Below are 19,379 nucleotides of genomic sequence, written 5' to 3'. Positions count from 1 at the left end.
CTTCTTTCTTGTTCTTATTTCCCTCGTTCCAGGTATTCACGAATATCCTGTCGCAGCCAGTCGTAGTGGAAAAGCCGCTTATAGGCCACATTCTTCTTCAACATGATTTCCACATTTACCTGACTGTTCTGATAACAAGTCAATTCGTTCTTAAATTGTTCATTATGTTCGGCAAGTCGCTTGATTTCCTGTTCCCGTTCCCGGCGCAATACCGTACAAACCGGAATCAGAAGTTTCATCACCACATTATCCATTACGTGGTGTCCCTGCATATACAGATAGGTATTTTCCGGAAATAGCCCCAACTCTCTCAGATCTGTCCCTAAGGCATTTACTTGATTCATGCTGCGGGAAAAACGTTTCTTCAGTTCCGACAATTTCTGATTTACCCGTTGCTGCAATGATTCAAGACTCTTTTCCGGGTGTCTGAGATTTATCTCACGCAGAGAAGTATAGGCATGAAAATCATACATCGGAAAGGTGTAAGTATCCCGTTGGCGATAGAACCACACGTTCCATAAAAAAAGCGGATATACGATTTCAGAGTATCTTTTCAGGTAAGCATTGAAGTCCATCACAAAACGGTCGTTCAACGTAGCCTGCACACATACCTCATGGAGGCTTTCGGCAAAGCAATGATAGTTTTCAATGGCGTATGTATAGGTCTGGAAGATATATTTGTTGCGGTTGATTTTACGGGAAGTATTGGTCGCGCCCTGCAACAGGAAATCATAATCGCTGTCCACACAGGCAATCAGGCTTCTTCCCAGTTCCGCGGTATTCAACGTATTCATCAAGACCATCTTTTTCCCTTTAGCCAATGAGGTAGTAGAAGGAAGCATTACCTGGAAATAGTGTTCGTCATCTTCAAATTCTTCGAGCAACGTACGCCAGAAAGCAATGTCATCATAGCTTTCCACATAAGCTATGATACGCCGACGGGCCTTCTTTGAATAAAGCTTATGAGCGGCATTGAAATAAGAAGATGTCAGGTTATCTCGTAGTGAAGTTGCCATTATTATATAATGTTGAAATATCACTTACTTCCGTCACTGCATCCAGCCAGCCCTCCATAATGACGGCCGGCGAATGGGTAGTCAGGATGATCTGTACATTCGGATTCAACTCACGTATCATGGCAATCAACTTCTGTTGCCATTCAATGTGGAGAGAGGCTTCCGGCTCATCCATAAACAGTACGCAATGGCTGTTGTCCTGCACAAGCACGGTCAACAGAATGACCAGCATTTGCTTCTCACCGGAAGAAAGTTTGTAAGGGAACAACAGTTCTCCATCCTGATAGAAAGCAATATCATTCCGTTTGCGGTCTATTTTCTTGCGTGTATAACTGAACAACTCGTCAATCATATCCTGAAAACGACGCTTGGCTATGGACAAAGTAGCTGCTTTGGCCCGTACTTTCTCGTCATTATCGGAGAGCATTTCAATCATCTTGTTACCTATATTGACCTGATAATCAAGATAGCGGCGTTGCAACAGATAAAGCTGCCAATCCAATTCGGACTTCACGTTCTTATCGGCCATACGGGCAGTAAAGTCACCCATAATCAGAGGACGGTCATAACTCCGGATCACATCGTATGGGATATAGGTCGCCTGAGGATTGTCGAAGAAAAGACGGACACCGTTCTTCTCGTCACTTTTCATTTCGCCGGAGAGTTCTTCAAGATATCCTACCGAACGGTTCAAGATGGTAGTTTTTCCTACTCCGTTAATACCGGAAAGGATATTCACATCGGGACGCAAATCCCATCCTATATTAAAACGCTCCCAGAGTCCATGAATTTCGATACGACGGATATAGTTGGCCTGTTGTTCCATAATATTCAATTTTATTCAAGGCAAATATAAACAAATCATACGACAAATTAGCTACCTTTGCAGCAGTTTTCAATAAAGGTAACAATTAAAAAGGCGTATACGCACTTATGAAGAATAACAAGAATCTGCAAGGTCATCTGTTTGCACTTACGGCAAACGTCATGTGGGGGCTGATGTCTCCTATCGGTAAATCAGCGCTTCAGGAATTCTCCGCAATATCCGTCACCACTTTTCGGATGGTGGGAGCGGCGGCGGCTTTCTGGATACTTTCCATTTTCTGCAAACAGGAACACGTGAATCATCAGGATATGCTGAAGATATTCTTCGCTTCACTGTTTGCTTTGGTGTTCAATCAGGGAGTATTCATTTTCGGCCTTTCAATGACTTCACCCATCGACGCTTCCATCGTAACCACTACTTTACCGATTGTCACTATGATCGTAGCGGCTATTTATCTGAAAGAACCGATTACCAATAAAAAGGTACTGGGTATTTTCGTCGGCGCTATGGGAGCGCTTATCCTCATTATGAGCAGTCAGGCGGGAAACAACGGAAACGGAAGCTTAATCGGCGACCTGCTTTGTCTGGTGGCACAGATCAGTTTCTCCATCTACTTAACCGTATTCAAGGGATTATCCCAGCAATATTCGGCAGTCACTATCAATAAGTGGATGTTCGTTTACGCTTCGATGTGTTACATACCGTTCTCTTATCACGACATTTCCATCATTCAATGGGAGGCAGTCTCCACAATCGCCATCATAGAGGTTCTTTACGTAGTATTGGGAGGCAGTTTCCTTGCCTATCTCTGCATCATGACCGCACAGAAACTACTCCGTCCCACCGTTGTCAGTATGTATAACTATATGCAGCCGATTGTAGCTACAATCGCTGCCATCATCATGGGGATAGGAAGCTTCGGCTGGCAGAAAGGACTGGCTATCGCACTCGTGTTCTTGGGAGTATATATCGTGACACAGAGCAAATCAAGAGCCGACTTCGAAAAGATAGGGAAAGAACTGTAATCTGTGGTGAACTACATCTTTAAGTCCTCAAAATAAGTGTCCAGCAAACTTTTGGCGGCTATGAATGAAGTAAGATTACCACTTAATACTTGTTGTTCCTTCTCTTGAAGCATGGCTTCAATCTTCGGATTATGGTAGAAACTGTCGCGAAGCTGTTCATTGATACTTTCATACATCCAGTATTTGCTCTGCTCGTTACGGCGATATTCAAAATAGCCATTTTCTTTTACAAAGGCAATGTACTCATAAACCATATCCCATACTTCCTTAACGCCTATATTGTAAAAACCGGAATAAGTCAGAACCTTTGGTGTCCATCCGGATTCGGGCGCAGGAAACAGATGCAGCGCATTACGGAACTGAGTGGCAGCCAGCTTGGCACGTTCCAGATTATCTCCGTCGGCTTTATTAATCACAATGCCGTCCGCCATCTCCATAATGCCACGCTTGATACCTTGCAATTCATCTCCTGTTCCCGCCAACTGAATCAACAGGAAGAAATCGACCATCGAATGGACTGCCGTCTCGCTCTGTCCCACTCCCACGGTCTCCACAAAGATTTTATCGAATCCGGCCGCCTCGCAAAGAATAATCGTTTCACGCGTCTTACGTGCTACTCCTCCCAATGAACCGGCCGACGGGCTGGGACGGATAAATGATTTAGGATGTACGGAAAGCTGTTCCATACGGGTTTTATCTCCTAAAATGCTTCCTTTGCTACGCTCACTACTCGGGTCGATTGCCAGTACAGCCAACTTACCGCCTTTTTCGAGCACGTGCAGGCCGAAGACATCAATCGAAGTACTCTTTCCTGCACCGGGAACACCGCTGATACCTACCCGGATCGAGTTGCCGGAATAGGGAAGACACTTCTCTATCACCTCTTGGGCAACGGACTGATGTTCGGGTTTCACACTTTCAACTAACGTCACAGCCTGACTTAGTATAGTGACATCACCTTTTGTAATGCCGTCCACAAACTCAGCCACCGAGAGCTGGCGTTTCTTAGGCTTCCGTTTCAGATAAGGGTTCACCGACGAGGGCTGTTCAATACCTTTATTGACAACAAGCCCCTTATATTCTTCACTATTTTCAGGATGTTCCATAGCAATAGGAGATTTAACGTTTGATATTGATTTCAACTTTCGGGCGCAACGGGTCGTTTGTTATCATCAAGATACGCAAGTGGTGTTTCTTATTACCCACATCACGCTTACGAATAGTCACTTTCAACTTCGTCATTCCATCCGGAGGAAGTACCGTTTTTTTCAAGCTTACTCCGACCGACGAGTTGAATACCTGCAACTTACTAATTACCAATGGAGTCTTTCCGGCATTAGCGATCAGGATATCATGACTGGCTTTCTTCTTCTTTATCAACGGCACGCTAAGATCAATGTCCGTTTCCGAGATTCGTATAGCAGGCGCATTCAAAGAATCATTCGCTGTCATACGCGAGAAGTCGGGAAGAAGAATAGCCGAAACCGGTATTTCATTATCTTCGCTCACCTTATCACCGGAAAAACGGGAAAGGTAAACGGATGTCTGCGTCAATCCGTAGTCTTTCAACTGGCTGGCATCCAACGTCAGTTTCACAGTGCCTTTTTTACCTTTCAGCAGAACCTTAGGCTCCGCTTCCATTTTAAGATAAGGAGGCAGATGCATCAACACCGGTTCGTACGGACGGTCGGATAGGTTCGCAATGCTAAAAGTCATCGTGGGCTTCTGACCGTGATACACATCGGGGAAGGCAAATTCGTCACGATCGATACGGATATTACCTATTGCATAAGGATGAGTCTTGGTATAGTCTTTTATCTCTTGCACCACTTCACCGATAAATTTCAGATAAATCAGACTGGGCGTGGCATTGCTGTATATTCCTACTGTTTTTTCAAAGTGTCCCAAAGCTTTGGCGTCAAAGGAGGCTTTGACAATTCCTTTTCCTCCGGGAGCAATCGGTTCTTTGGTCCAGTCGGCTACGGAACAGGCGCAAGAGGTAGTGACATTGGTAAGCACCAATGGCTGGTTACCGGTATTGGTAATTGTATATTCCACCGTCACCGGGCGTTTCCATTCTATTTGTCCGAAATTATGTGTCTCTTTATTGGAAGAGATGCGAGGTTGGGCAACGGCTGCCAAAGCGACAGTGAGTAGAGAAAATATAAATAGCAAACTACGTTTCATGCGATACTTTTTTATTTTGGTGCACAAATGTAGGACTTTTAGATGAGTTTCTCACCACAGATTACACAGATTAACACAGATTGGGAAAAGACTTTACTTACAGAGAGAACCTGTAATGCCTTATTTGCAGACTAAAAGTTCCCCACCGAGGAAAAGGGTCTTCCTCGGTGGCGAACCACCTCTTCATCGGTGAGGGAGCACCCTTTCACCGGTGAGGAGGAAAATCTTCGCTTTTGGTTATTCAATAATAATTGTCATTGATGCGGAATGTGAAGCGTATTCGGGAGCGTATGCGCACTGAATAGTAGCCAGTCCTGTTTCGTAAGTTCCTTCACGGCTCACACGGTAGCTGTATTCCAGTACATAGACACCTTTGCCCAAATGGTCGAAGAAGAAGTTGGTAGAGGCGTCTTTAATGTCTACATAATAGCCGAATCCATTGTTCCAGCGATAACCGGAAATACTGCCGACAGGCTCGAAGCAGGCGCCACGCTGGTCTTTCAACTGCACAAAGTCCATCGTACGGTCTACACTGATGGTCAGACGGGAAACAACTTTATCACCTACTGTGAGAACGGTCTTTGAAGTAATAGGCTGCAATTGTGCAACGTTGTTCTCTATGCGTTCTACGTACAGTTGCTTCTCTACATTCAATGCACCCCCCTGTTGTTTCACATCACTGATAGGAGAATCGTATTCGGCGTAAACAGCTCCCCAAGCGATACCCGGATTCCTCTTTTCCACTTCAATCTTACGGGCGTCTACCACATTTTTCTGTGTGAACGAACGTTTGATATAGCCCAATCCCGGAACGGTTGTCTTACTCGGAGATACCGTTTCCAGTACCTCGTTGGCAATCACAATACGTACGTCCCCTTGATTATCGAGCAGATTGGCGCCTTTCATCAACAGGGCATACACAGCGTCCGCCGTAGCTACCGGAGAGCTCCACTGCTGCGTCTGTTTTTGCTTTAACAGCCAGAGTTTCATTTCTTCGACTGTTTCCCAATTTCCGTTTCCGCCAATCAGTTCCAATGCTTCCATCACATCTACATGGGCTTGCAACTTCATACCTCCCCAAGCATACGGACTCTCGTTGAAGGCAAAGAACATTCCTTGCTCATCCGTTTTCGTCAGATGTTCCTTCAAGGAAGCGACAAACTCTTGGGCTTCTTTCTTACGCCCGGCTTTATCAAGTACAATGGCGGCAATCGCTTTCGTTTCCATCGAAGAAGAGGTAAGCAACTCTCCCACTTTAGACAGATAATAAGCATAAGCAATCTTACTTGCCGCAGGAACCTGTTCACCGGAAATCGCGACAATATACAGATATTGCAGAATACCGCTTGAAACTCCTGTCTGTTTCACTCCCTTTTTCTGCGCTTTCAGTATATTCTTGTATTCTTCTAAAGCCGACTGATGAAGATAAGTTAACGCCTTAGCCTGCAAGTCAAGGGCGGTTCCACTCAATGGCACACCTGTCAGTAGCGCAAGGCGGGCATTCAGTTCGGCAATATAAGCCGTTACATAACGGCTGCCGTTCATTCCCTTAAACCATGACCAAGCACCGTCGGAATTCTGCAATTCCTGCAATCTGGTCAAAGCCGCTATGTTATTGCTGCGGATATTATTCAGGTCGAACAGCGTAGCGATACGTTCTTTCTGCTGTTCTTCCGTCTTGGCTTCGAGTACCCACGGCGATTCGGACAACAGAATATTCTTCACTTCCTGGTTCTTTTGCAAATTACTCAAGAAGGTTTCTTTCGTACCGCCTTGAAGTTTCCAGCTATCGAAAACCGCCTTAATGCGCGGCTGGCTGTTCATAATGTAAGAAGCCAATGTATTTGCATAGTAGGCTGTAGCCCACGAAATAGCATTATTATTCACTGGGAGGCTTAGCGAAGGCAGTGCCTGAATGGCATACCAAGCCGGATTTCCCGTAAACTCAATGGTCAGTTTGCGGTCGGTCGCCGTTTTACTATGCTGATTGAACAAGCTGTCGAGTGAGAATGTACGGGTTTCTTCTCCACGCACAGGCATCGGAAGCGTCTCTACCAAATGTTCCTTATTGCTCAGCACCGGAAGAAGTTGTTGCTCACCATCACTGAACGTACCGCTATCGGCTATCATCCGGCAACCCAGTATCTCGTATTTATCATTCACGGTAAATCTGAAATTCACTCCGATTGTCTTTCCGGCAGCTACCGAGAATTTCTGTTTCTGCGTGCTGACAACTTTTTCCGTCATTGGATCGAAAAGAATCATACTGACTGTACCTGCCTGCGGCTTGCCTGTCATATTGGAGATAGAAGCGGCAATAGACGTCTTGTCGCCTACACGGACGAAGCGAGGGAGATTAGGAGTCAACATAAATTCCTTGCTCGTGGTAGCTTCACCATCCAACGTTCCCGTCAGCATTCCTTTGGTATGGGAATATCCACGAAAGTTCCAACGTGTCAGACTTTCGGGCATAGTGAAAGAGAAGGATATTTCTCCCCGTTCATTCGTACGAAGCTGCGGATAGAAGAAAGCTGTTTCGGCAAGGTTCGTACGCAAGTCGGCGGGTACATCAGGAAGGGTTTCTTCTTCAAATTCCGCATCAGTAGCCTCAGAGACTAAGGCAGGCACATATTTCACTTCCACCGCATTGCTCCGGCTTGCAACACTGCCCGTCATCACTGCTTTCTTCTGCACTTCAAGCCCTCTAACCACCACTCCATCGGCCAATATTTCGGATTCAAAGAACACATTTCCGATCCTTGACGGCATTACGAAATAGTCATACGCCAGTACCGGTACTTTCAGCGTCTTATTGTTCCACCAGTAATTGAATGAGTTGTTTCCAAAATAGCCATTCATCCAACGGAAATTAGGAAGTATCCGATTATAGTAAAGCCGGAAATCCTGTCGGCGATTCCAAATTTTATCTAATGACGCATCATACATCGTAGCCAGCATTTCCGCATCGGCGGCCTGCCCCTGCGGTGTCTTAATCGTCAATTTCCACTCTTCTTTCTGTCCGGGACGCAATTTGTCACGGAACACTTCCCACTTCATCGTCAAATTCTTATCCGCCAAGCGTTTCTCTACGGAGACCTGTTCTTGATAAAGCTGCCCGTCTCTTACCATACAGAAGTTCACAAAAATACCGTCTCCATAGCTCTCCAGATACGGATAGGTAAAACGCACAATCGTATCGGACAAGTTCAACGCCTTACTTTCCAGTTGTTTGTCACCACAGAAGACATTCATCATCACATAAGTGTCTTTTTCTGAAGTACCGAAACAGAATACTGCCGGGCGGGTTGCATCAAACTCCGTATTTTCCGCATAGAACCAAGTAGGTGATTTCACCGGCGGACGCTTGTCGCCGATAGAGAATAGGATCGTCTGAGCCTCCGTCTCCACTTCTTTTCCCTGACTGTCTTTCGCTACCGCTTTCAGCATATAAGCTCCCGATGGAAGATTCTTCCAGTCAAGCGTCATTTCCTTATTAGAAGTAAATGTACCTGTTGCAACGGGATTCTCACTTGCCTTCTTAAAGCCGGTTTCTTTCAGGCTACTCTCTTTCACGTTTGTCTCTTCGAGGGGATACAGATAGTAATTGCCATTCACCTCCACAGGCTGTTCGTTCAGGTTCTGAGCTTTAAACACAATATCAAACGGCCGGTCTTTGCACGTCTTCTTGTCCAACTCCATCTGTAGAACCAACGAACGGTTACCTGCCGAAATCACATCCGTAGAAGATTGCGTTTCACCTGCCACATTGGTAACAGTAGCTTCGATGGAATAACGGTAATATACTCTATCATTATTCTTATACTCGTCACTTTCCTCCAGACGGACGGGTATCGTAAATTCTCCATTCTCATTGGCAGTCACCTCTCCGGAAGCAATCTGCACAGCCCCCGAAATTCTCCAGAGGTTATATGCAGAACGTTTTACCGTATATTTCACCGGAAGATCCTGAAGCGACACACCGCTATAAGATTGAATCTTACCTTTCACCTGCACTTCATCTCCGAGCTTGTAGCTTTCCGTCTGCTTTTCAAAAGTTATATCAAATGTCGGACGTTTATAATCTTCTACACGAACAGTCGTTCTACCCTCTCCCGCCGTTAAAGAAAAGACTCCGTTCAGACAAGCGGAAGGCAAAGCAAAATCAGTCGCAAACGAACCGAATTCATTGGTACGTACAGATTTCCGTCCCACTTCCTGATAGTTCGCATCGTACAAAGTCACTGTATAGGCTTTGTTCGGAATCACATCGGCTGTGTCCGATTTCTGGGCAAATGCAATACCTTTCACATACACAGTCTGTCCCGGACGATACAGAGAACGGTCGGTCAACAACGTCATTTCCTCAACAGCTTTATCTTTATTGCCATAGTATCCATAACTTCCGCCATAAATTCCTTGTTTCGGCATAGCCGTATCCGTGCCTTTCGAGGCTTTCAGATACCGATACTTGGCATTCCTGAGGAATACCACTTTTCCCTCTTTATCGGTCGTAAACTCTTGCAAGACTTTCTCGTCACTACTGTATAGTGTAACTTTCGCATTGGGAATAGGGTGGCCGGTCTGTCCGTCCAAAGTCACCACCTCGTATTGGTTTTCGGGCAAACGGCAGGTCAATACTTTAAAACGTGTCACGTTAAACTTGCTTTCGCTATCCCTCTTGGCACGGATATCCGGAATAATACGCATCACGTAAGTTCCCAAATCCGGAGCTTTGAATGTAAATACAGTATCCTTTGCCCGATAATCTTTCGGACGAAGAACGGAATAATGTTGTTCTTTAACCAGTTTCTTCGCCTGATACAGCCGAACAGTAAAGCCATCCAGATTTTTATGTCCCACATTCAACTTGATTTCTTCATTCGGAAAGGCCTGGCTCACTGCACTGACATTCAAGAAAGGCGCTAAAATCTCTTCACGGAGATTCTTCAGCGCATTTATCCTGCGATAGCCCGGATAAAGACGAATCGCCTCATCACAAAGTTGCAAAGCGTTGACTTGCTGCATCTTCTCAACAGCATAGCGGGCTTGTGCCAAATAGACTTCCGCACATATCGGCTCCGATTTGAACTGCCTTTTAAGCTCGTCCAAAGCGGCATTATATGTGTCTGCCGTCCATTCGCCCAATCCTTTTCTTAGTTGGACAGGCTGCAATTTGTTATCATTGCCACGTTCCCATTCCAGATATTGAAGCATGGTCAATACATACCCCTCTTTAAGCCCGACCGTCTCATAAGCGTCAGCCATACGCTCATATATATTGATAATATCCTGTTTCACAGGAGAAACTGTGATACCATTGAAGCTGCCGCGTTCGAGTCTTTCAATCTGATTCAGAGCCCTGATGGCACGGGAAGCCAGCAGATGGTACATATCGTGATGATAATATTCGCTGGTTTCGCCCAGCTCCACAAAAGGAATGTAATTGCGTGAAGAAGTCTTGAGCAATAAGAGAGAGTCCGCCAAAGCTTCCTTTACATTAGTCCGTACTTTCTCTACAAACATATTCGCCGTCCATTCGCGTATATCTGCGGACGGAGTCTCACCTACAATCTCGGTTCTTTGCCGGAGTTGCCACTGGTTGTCGGCAGCATAATTGGCATAGAATTCCGCTATCAAAGAGTGTAATATGGCGCGATCCATCGGCTGTTCTGTCTGCTTCGCCCATTGCTCCAAGTCTCTTAAACCGACATAAAAGCTATCCGGTGTCAATATATCCTGAGTTTTCATCCGCCACATATATGCTTTCAGCATTTGTGCGGAATTCCTTTCTTTCTCTCCTTTCTGATAAATTTCATCAGTCAGTTTTATCACTGTCTTAGGCAAGCTCTTTTTCTCTGCCTGCTCCACTTCTTTCCATAATTTGTCGAAAGTCTGTGCTTGCATTGCCGGAATCACTCCCAGTCCAAACAGCACCACCATACAAATCTGCCTTATTTTCATAATCTCTCCAGTTTAAGTTTGATAGATATCTTTGCTTAAACAACAAAGTAAAGAAATAAAGTTTAAAGGTTTGTACTTTTTAGCTTAAATTTTGCTTTCATCCTTACTGTAATTCAAAGATATACAGAACGGATAACCGGCCTTACAGGATATAAACAAAGTGGGGATATCGTTTTCAATAACGTATCCCCACTCTAAACTTAGTTAATGTACTCGTTCTCATTTCTCAATTCTATACCCCCATGACAGCATTTCGTTACGACCTACTTCACTGAGGATTTTTCTTACTAAAGAACTCATTTTCTTTGCCATAATCTTAAATCTTTTAAATTACTAATTCCTGAAAACTAAAACTTACTTGTTAGGGGTTGCATTAATTGTCGAATATCCCCAAACATGTACATCGGCTTCGCCGATCTTTCTAAACAATCTTTTTAACCTTTTCATTTTGTTATCCTCCTAATTACATGTTTTACAACACAAAAATACGGCCTTTGTTTATACATTGATCTAAAAAAGAGAGATATTTATGTTTTATAGCATATTTCTTGATTTGCATCAATTAATTTATTTGTTATAAAGCAGAATTGTAATATACGCTGCAATAAATATGACAAAAAGGCACAGATGAAATATCATCCGTACCTTCACTATGGTTACCTATTATATAATAGGAGAATATTTATATAAAGAGAAATACGTTACTTCATTGGAGTTTGCTCCAAAGTTGCTACTAGGAAGTCATAGAACTTCTGTACGGTAGGAATCAACGCCCTTTCGTCCGGTGAATGCGGTGAACGCAAAGTCGGACCAAAAGAAATCATGTCCAATCCCGGAATAATAGCACCAATAATGCCACATTCCAAGCCAGCGTGAATCACTTTCACTGCAGGTTCTACGCCAAACTGTTGTTTATAGGATGCCTTCATCGCATGTAAAATCGGAGAATTTACATCAGGTTGCCAACCGGAATATCCGCCTGTCATCTCTACCTTCATCCCTGCCATAGAGAAACAAGACTCCAGGCTGGTAGTCAGATATTCTTTCATGCTATCGCTTGAACTGCGAGCCAGAATCTTAATGGCTGCCTTTCCTTCACCAATCGTTATAATAGCAAGGTTGGAAGAAGTTTCTACCGTATCCGGAACAGTAGGGATCATACGTGTCACACCGTTCTGACAAGCAAAGATTGCATCAATCAGATTGTCTTGAATTTCTTCAGGTACTTCACCGGCAGGAAGTTCTACACGTTCAGCCGTAAAGCTGATCGGAGTTTCAATAGCCGAATATTCTTCGTTGAACAGGTTTTCGCAGTATTTCACCAAGCCCAACAGTTCTTCTTCATTTTCAGCCGGAATGGTAATAACCGCATGTGCTTCACGCGGGATAGCATTACGCATATTACCGCCTTCCCAACTTGCCAAGCGAGCTTCATAGCTGGCAACGGCTTCACGAATAAAACGAACCAGCAATTTATTCGCATTGGCACGTCCTTCATTGATTTCCAGTCCCGAATGTCCGCCGCGCAATCCTTTCAATGTTACTTTCACTGCGATATCTCCTTCTTCCGGAGCCACCTCTTTATATTCCAGAGTAGCAGTGACATCCATACCTCCGGCACAACCGATATACAATTCACCTTCATCTTCCGAATCCAGATTCAACAGGATTTCCCCATTCACCGTACCCGGTTTCAGACCGAACGCACCATACATCCCGGTCTCTTCATCCTTAGTGATCAGAGCTTCCAAAGGACCGTGTTTCAAATCTTTTGCTTCCAGCACGGCCATGATGGCAGCTACCCCCAGTCCGTTGTCCGCACCCAAAGTTGTACCTTTCGCTTTTACCCAGTCACCGTCTATATAAGTTTCAATCGGATCTTTTTCAAAATCGTGTACAGTATCGTTGTTCTTTTGGGGAACCATATCCATGTGCGCCTGAAGAATCACGCCTTTGCGGTTTTCCATACCCGGAGTTGCCGGCTTACGTATAATCACGTTGCCTGCTTCGTCTACAAAAGATTCCAGTCCTAAGCCTTTTCCGAAGTTAATCAGAAATTCAGTCACTTTTTCCATATGCCCTGACGGACGGGGAATCTGAGTCAACGAATAAAAATGCTTCCATACGTTTTGTGGAGCTAAAGAAAGAATAGTACTCATAACAAATCTATTTTTATTAAGTGATTACTTTCGTTGTCTGTTGGTGAACGGCAATGCCGCCAAACCATATATGCCCAACAAAACTACTAAAAAGGTTTGAATACCGTGCACAATCAAGGCAAATATTCCGGCATTTGTCACATTTACTCCATAAAGCATCATCATAGAGATAACGGCAAAGTGCCATGGACCCGCTCCGTTGGGGGTGGGCACGATCACTGCGAATGTGCCGCCAACAAACATGACCAAAGCCGCCATCATGCCTAAATGCTCAGTGAAAGCAAAGCAATAGAACGTGAAGTAAAAGTGGAAAAAGTAACAAGCCCAAATAGCTAATGTATAAAATATAAATAAAGGAATATTGCGCACTCCACGCAAGGACATAATTCCCTCCCAGATATTCAAGACAAAACCTTTTACCCGTTCATAAAAGAATAATGTCTTTCGTAAATAATAAAGTAACATCGCCACTCCGATGAAACAGAACAAGACAATATAAAACCATACGGACGTCAGCAGATGCATCATGGAAGGTATCTTCGTTCCGGTCTGTTGAAGAAAAGTGACGAATATCGGCATTTGCAGCAAGACGGTAATCCCTGTTATCAAGAGAATGGTCAACGTATCGACCAACCGTTCCGTCACGACTGTTCCCAATGATTTGGCAAACGACACATCATCGTATTTTGCCAATATGCCGCAACGGCTCACTTCTCCGATACGGGGAACGACCAGACTGGCGGCATAAGAAACAAAAATGGCGTTCACACAATCCCTTCTTTTAGGAAACGCATCCAAAGGCTCCAACGTCTGCCGCCACCGCCAGCCACGAAACACTTGCGCAAATATTCCGAACAACAGCGAGAAAAGCATCCACCACCAATTTGTACCATGCTTCAACACATCGCCCGCCTCTGCAAAATCAAAGTCGCGATACACCCAGAATAAAATAAAGCCGCCCAAAACAATCGGTAATATCAGTTTCAGCGTCTTTTTAAACAGTTTCTTCATCCTTAATTCTTCATTAGCTGCGCTGGCATATCATTTATTTTTAATTAGTGGCACGTTCTTCATTTAAAAGAATTACCTTTGTCGACTGCAAAAGTAATTATTTAGTTGGTAAATGAAATTAGTAAAGCCTAAAAAGTTTCTCGGACAGCACTTTCTGAAAGATCTGAAAGTAGCTCAGGATATTGCCGATACGGTCGACACCTTTCCCGAACTGCCCATTTTAGAGGTAGGACCGGGTATGGGCGTACTGACTCAATTTCTGGTGAAGAAAGACCGGTTGGTAAAAGTCGTAGAAGTTGACTATGAATCGGTTGCTTATCTCCGCGAAGCCTATCCGTCACTGGAAGACCATATTATTGAAGACGATTTCCTGAAGATGAATCTTCACCGGTTGTTTGATGGGAAACCTTTCGTTCTGACCGGTAATTACCCGTATAATATCTCCAGCCAGATCTTTTTCAAGATGTTGGATAATAAGGATATCATTCCTTGTTGCACAGGTATGATCCAGAAAGAGGTTGCCGAACGTATTGCCGCCGGACCGGGCAGCAAAACATACGGTATTCTCAGCGTATTGATTCAAGCGTGGTACAAGGTGGAATATCTGTTTACCGTCAGCGAACACGTATTCAACCCGCCTCCCAAAGTCAAAAGTGCCGTTATCCGTATGACGCGCAACGAAGTCCAAGAGCTGGGATGCGACGAGAAGTTATTCAAGCAGGTGGTGAAAACCACCTTCAACCAACGGCGCAAGACTTTGCGCAATTCCATCAAACCGATCTTAGGCAAAGATTGTCCGCTGACAGAGGATTCATTATTCAATAAACGTCCGGAACAACTATCGGTAGAAGAATTTATCGACTTGACCAATAAAGTGGAAGAAGCACTGAAACAACAATGAACGAGGAATACATTGATACCGTAAAACACCTTATAGAGCAGAAAGACGCTGATAAGGTAAAAGAACTCCTCGTCGACCTTCATCCGGCCGACATCGCTGAGTTATGCAATGACTTGAATGCGGAAGGAGCCAGATTCATTTATCGCTTGCTCGACAACGAAACGGCCGCCGATGTGCTGGTCGAAATGGACGAGGACGCACGTAAAGAGCTTCTCGAAATGCTTCCTTCGGAGACTATCGCCAAACGCTTTGTCGACTATATGGATACGGATGACGCCGTAGACCTGATGCGTGAACTTGACGAGGACAAACAGGAAGAAGTTCTTTCGCATATCGAAGACATCGAACAGGCAGGAGATATTGTCGACTTGTTGAAATACGACGAAAATACCGCCGGCGGTTTGATGGGTACGGAAATGGTACTTGTCAACGAGAACTGGAGTATGCCCGAGTGTCTGAAAGAGATGCGGCAACAAGCGGAGGAGCTGGATGAGATCTATTATGTATATGTCATCGACGACGACGAACGTTTGCGTGGTATCTTCCCGCTCAAGAAAATGATTACTTCTCCATCCGTGTCCAAAGTAAAGCATGTGATGCAGAAAGATCCGATTTCCGTGCACGTAGACACTCCTATCGATGAAGTGGTACAAGCGATTGAGAAGTATGACTTGGTGGCTATTCCCGTTATCGACAGCATCGGGCGGCTCGTAGGACAAATCACTGTCGACGACGTCATGGATGAGGTTCGTGAACAGTCGGAACGTGATTACCAATTGGCTTCCGGTCTTTCGCAAGACGTAGAAACCGACGACAACGTACTCAAGCAGACTACTGCCCGTCTCCCCTGGTTATTGATCGGTATGCTCGGCGGTATCGGAAACTCCATGATTCTGGGTAACTTCGATTCAACCTTTGCCGCCCATCCTGAAATGGCGCTCTATATCCCGCTTATCGGTGGTACAGGTGGAAATGTCGGAACACAATCTTCGGCTATCATCGTGCAAGGGCTGGCAAACAGCTCGCTGGATGCTAAAAACACATTCAAGCAAGTGACCAAAGAAGCGGTAGTGGCGTTAATCAATGCTACAATCATCTCTCTATTGGTATATACATATAATTTCATCCGCTTCGGCGCAACGGCTACGGTTACGTATTCCGTATCCATCAGTCTGTTTGCCGTAGTGATGTTCGCTTCTATTTTTGGAACACTCGTGCCAATGACGCTCGAAAAGCTAAAAATAGATCCCGCCATTGCAACGGGGCCCTTTATTGCCATCACAAATGACATTATCGGCATGATGTTGTACATGGGAATTACGGTTTTATTATCATAAAAACAGGCTAAACAAAAAAAAATAAGCAAAATAGTATGAAGTAATCGTTTTATTTCATTAATTTGTGACCCAAAACTAATATACAATGATGGACGCTCATGACACTAATCAACCCTTGAACCAAGGGGAATTAGAAGAAGAAAAAAAAACAGTCGAGGTTTCTGAAGCTATAACAGAGACTCCAACTGAAGAAGTTACTGCCGAAGTTCAAACTGAAGCAGCTCCTAAACCTGCTACAAAGGAAGATGTATTAAACCAATTAAAGGAGCTTGCGCAGAATGCAGAAAATGCGAACAAGCAGGATATCGACAATCTGAAACAATCATTCTACAAGTTACATAACGCCGAACTGGAAGCTGCTAAAAAGGAGTTCACAGATAACGGTGGAGCCATTGAGGATTTTGTTCCGCAGGAAGACCCGGAAGAAGAAGAATTCAAACGTCTGATGGGAGTTATCAAAGAAAAGCGAAGCAAAATGGCTGCCGAGTTAGAACGACAAAAAGAAGAAAACCTACAAGTCAAACTTTCCATCATCGAAGAACTGAAGGAATTAGTAGAATCCGGAGATGACGCCAATAAGTCTTACACCGAATTCAAAAAGCTGCAACAGCAGTGGAATGAGACAAAGCTGGTTCCACAAGGCAAAGTAAATGAACTGTGGAAGAATTATCAATTATATGTAGAGAAGTTCTACGACTTATTGAAACTGAACAACGAATTCCGCGAATATGACTTCAAGAAGAACTTGGAAATCAAGACTCACCTTTGCGAAGCTGCCGAAAAGTTGGCTGACGAGGAAGATGTTGTTTCCGCTTTCCACCAACTCCAAAAGTTGCATCAGGAATTCCGTGATACGGGTCCGGTAGCCAAAGAGTTGCGTGATGAAATATGGAACCGCTTCAAAGCGGCTTCTACCGCTGTCAACCGTCGCCATCAGCAACATTTTGAGTCACTGAAGGAAACAGAACAGCACAATCTAGACCAAAAAACCGTTATCTGCGAAATCGTAGAAGCGATAGAATATAATGAACTGAAAACATTCTCTGCTTGGGAAAACAAGACTCAGGAAGTAATTGCATTGCAAAACAAATGGAAAACAATCGGTTTTGCGCCTCAAAAGATGAATGTGAAGATATTCGAACGTTTCCGTCATGCGTGTGATGACTTCTTCAAGAAAAAAGGAGAATTCTTCAAGAGCTTGAAAGAAGGAATGAACGAAAATCTGGAAAAGAAAAAAGCACTGTGCGAGAAAGCGGAAGCCTTGAAAGACAGCACTGACTGGAAAGCTACTGCCGATGCTCTCACCAAACTTCAAAAAGAGTGGAAGACTATCGGACCGGTAGCCAAGAAACATTCGGATGCAGTATGGAAACGTTTCATTTCCGCTTGCGACTATTTCTTCGACCAGAAAAACAAAGCTACTTCTTCACAACGTTCTGTGGAAGTAGAGAACATGGAGAAAAAGAAAGCATTGATCGAAAAGCTGTCTGCCATCGACGAAAACATGGATATGGAAGAAGCCAGTACACTTGTTCGGGAGTTAATGAAAGAATGGAACTCTATCGGTCATGTGCCATTCAAAGAGAAAGATAAACTTTATAAGCAATACCACAGCTTGATTGACCAATTGTTTGATCGTTTCAACATCAATGCTTCCAATAAGAAGCTAAGTAACTTCCGTTCTAACATCAGCAATATTCAAGGAAGTGGCCCGCAATCTTTATACAGAGAACGAGAAAAGCTGGTACGTGCTTATGAGAATATGAAGAACGAACTACAGACATATGAGAACAATCTGGGCTTCCTGACTTCCACTTCAAAGAAAGGTAGTAGCCTGTTAACTGAATTGAATCGCAAGGTAGACAAATTAAAAGCAGATCTGGACTTGGTTTTACAGAAAATCAAGGTAATTGACGAATCAATAAAAGCTGAAGAGTGATCCACTCGCTGATTTGAGAAGATACAGGAAAGTGTATCAGAATGCAGATTAACGGTAAATTATCGCAAAAGAATTCTATAGAATATTATCAACGCATAGAATCTTCTGTGATAATTTACCGTTAATCTGCATTTTATCATTCATTATGACACCCCTCTTATTTTCAGCCGAATCAAATTTCAAATATCAGAGCATCCGTATCACCTAATTAGCCACCGAATTAGCGTCAACTTTTTTCGGATGGCATTTGTCAAAGCACAAAAAACCCGCTAAAATTGCATTTTTAGCGGGTTTTGTCAGTAAAAAGCTGGTGATTTGTTGGGCTACCTGGATTCGAACCAGGAATGACAGGACCAGAATCTGTAGTGTTACCATTACACCATAGCCCAATGATTTTCGTTTGCGGGTGCAAAGATACAAATAAATTGGGAAATCAAAACATTTCAGCTATTTTTTTTGCAAAAATCCTCAAATTAGTTTTCCCTAAGCAACTATCTCCACTAAAAAACACAAAAATTGAAGTATAACTTTCTTGTATCCAATAAATCAGCGTATATTTGTCAAAAATATCACGTTTATAATCAGAAACAAAGGGTGAGCCTTTTTTGTTATAAACCAAAAGAGAACATGAATTATTAATATCAAATGTAAGAATGAACGATACTAAAGTATTAATCGAGAAAATAAAAGAGGGAATTCAAGAAAAAAAAGGTAAGAATATCGTTATTGCCGATCTAACCAAAATAGAAGATACCATCTGTAAATATTTCGTTATCTGTCAGGGAAACTCTCCCAGCCAAGTAAGTGCTATTGTAGACTCAATCAAAGAATCCGCACGAAAGGGTGCTGACAGCAAGCCTTTTGCAGTAGACGGACTCCGGAATGCCGAATGGGTAGCTATGGATTATGCAGATGTATTGGTACATGTATTTTTACCGGAAACAAGAGCCTTTTATAATCTTGAACACCTTTGGGCTGATGCCAAACTTACTCAAATCCCCGATTTAGACTAAATTA

The 19,379-nt window shown here is 43.8% G+C and carries 12 protein-coding genes and 1 tRNA gene; 5 read left to right on the top strand and 8 right to left on the bottom strand.

Going from position 1 to position 19,379, the window contains the following annotated elements:
- Positions 1 to 14 precede the first annotated feature (14 nt).
- Both ACNOGP_RS08320 and ACNOGP_RS08315 read right to left on the bottom strand, forming a co-directional pair.
- A complete protein-coding gene (locus tag ACNOGP_RS08320; RefSeq protein WP_007751215.1) occupies positions 15 to 1,016 on the bottom strand; it encodes a DUF4435 domain-containing protein in 1,002 nt (333 codons plus the stop codon).
- Complete coding sequence (locus ACNOGP_RS08315; protein ID WP_007764689.1) at positions 994 to 1,842, bottom strand: AAA family ATPase; 849 nt, start codon at positions 1,840 to 1,842, stop codon at positions 994 to 996. Before ACNOGP_RS08315 ends, ACNOGP_RS08320 begins: the two co-directional genes overlap by 23 nt.
- Positions 1,843 to 1,949: 107 nt before the next feature.
- Here ACNOGP_RS08315 and ACNOGP_RS08310 point away from each other — a divergent pair, with 107 nt between their 5' ends.
- Positions 1,950 to 2,867 (top strand): DMT family transporter, encoded by a 918-nt coding sequence (locus ACNOGP_RS08310; RefSeq protein WP_143864882.1) that lies wholly within the window; start codon positions 1,950 to 1,952, stop codon positions 2,865 to 2,867.
- A gap of 11 nt (positions 2,868 to 2,878) precedes the next feature.
- Here ACNOGP_RS08310 and meaB read toward each other — a convergent pair whose 3' ends face one another.
- The 5 genes from meaB to ACNOGP_RS08285 all read right to left on the bottom strand — a co-directional run bounded on the left by meaB (position 2,879) and on the right by ACNOGP_RS08285 (position 14,185).
- Entirely contained in the window at positions 2,879 to 3,973 is a 1,095-nt protein-coding gene (meaB, locus tag ACNOGP_RS08305) for a methylmalonyl Co-A mutase-associated GTPase MeaB (RefSeq protein WP_007764683.1), read from the bottom strand.
- A 13-nt stretch (positions 3,974 to 3,986) separates the two neighbouring features.
- Positions 3,987 to 5,054, bottom strand: coding sequence for a DUF1573 domain-containing protein (locus ACNOGP_RS08300; protein ID WP_186927306.1), 1,068 nt, complete (start codon positions 5,052 to 5,054; stop codon positions 3,987 to 3,989).
- A gap of 237 nt (positions 5,055 to 5,291) precedes the next feature.
- On the bottom strand, positions 5,292 to 11,015 hold the full coding sequence (locus ACNOGP_RS08295; protein ID WP_418214534.1) for an alpha-2-macroglobulin family protein: 5,724 nt from the start codon (positions 11,013 to 11,015) through the stop codon (positions 5,292 to 5,294).
- A 701-nt stretch (positions 11,016 to 11,716) separates the two neighbouring features.
- The gene (locus ACNOGP_RS08290; protein WP_418214533.1) at positions 11,717 to 13,174 is read right to left on the bottom strand and encodes an aminoacyl-histidine dipeptidase; all 1,458 of its coding nucleotides are present in this window, start codon (positions 13,172 to 13,174) and stop codon (positions 11,717 to 11,719) included.
- A 24-nt stretch (positions 13,175 to 13,198) separates the two neighbouring features.
- Entirely contained in the window at positions 13,199 to 14,185 is a 987-nt protein-coding gene (locus tag ACNOGP_RS08285; protein ID WP_186966740.1) for a lysylphosphatidylglycerol synthase transmembrane domain-containing protein, read from the bottom strand.
- 112 nt (positions 14,186 to 14,297) lie between these two features.
- Here ACNOGP_RS08285 and rsmA point away from each other — a divergent pair, with 112 nt between their 5' ends.
- From rsmA to ACNOGP_RS08270, 3 genes are all read left to right on the top strand, one after another.
- Positions 14,298 to 15,086, top strand: a complete 789-nt coding sequence (gene rsmA / locus ACNOGP_RS08280; protein WP_007751236.1) for a 16S rRNA (adenine(1518)-N(6)/adenine(1519)-N(6))-dimethyltransferase RsmA — start codon at positions 14,298 to 14,300, stop codon at positions 15,084 to 15,086.
- Complete coding sequence (mgtE, locus tag ACNOGP_RS08275; RefSeq protein WP_007764675.1) at positions 15,083 to 16,423, top strand: magnesium transporter; 1,341 nt, start codon at positions 15,083 to 15,085, stop codon at positions 16,421 to 16,423. Before rsmA ends, mgtE begins: the two co-directional genes overlap by 4 nt.
- An 85-nt stretch (positions 16,424 to 16,508) precedes the next feature.
- Positions 16,509 to 18,362, top strand: coding sequence for a DUF349 domain-containing protein (locus tag ACNOGP_RS08270; RefSeq protein ID WP_418214532.1), 1,854 nt, complete (start codon positions 16,509 to 16,511; stop codon positions 18,360 to 18,362).
- A 318-nt stretch (positions 18,363 to 18,680) separates the two neighbouring features.
- Here ACNOGP_RS08270 and ACNOGP_RS08265 read toward each other — a convergent pair.
- Positions 18,681 to 18,751, bottom strand: a tRNA-Gln gene (locus tag ACNOGP_RS08265).
- Positions 18,752 to 19,015: 264 nt separating this feature from the next.
- On the opposite strand from ACNOGP_RS08265, the gene rsfS reads away from it, so the two are divergent.
- A complete protein-coding gene (gene rsfS, locus ACNOGP_RS08260) occupies positions 19,016 to 19,375 on the top strand; it encodes a ribosome silencing factor (protein ID WP_007764646.1) in 360 nt (119 codons plus the stop codon).
- The last annotated feature ends 4 nt before the right edge of the window (positions 19,376 to 19,379 follow it).

Source organism: Bacteroides difficilis (assembly GCF_048319815.1).
GTDB classification, from domain to species: Bacteria; Bacteroidota; Bacteroidia; order Bacteroidales; family Bacteroidaceae; genus Bacteroides; species Bacteroides zhangwenhongii.
The sequence above is the reverse complement of the archived record's forward strand: the minus strand, read 5'-3'. Positions and strand labels throughout refer to the sequence as shown.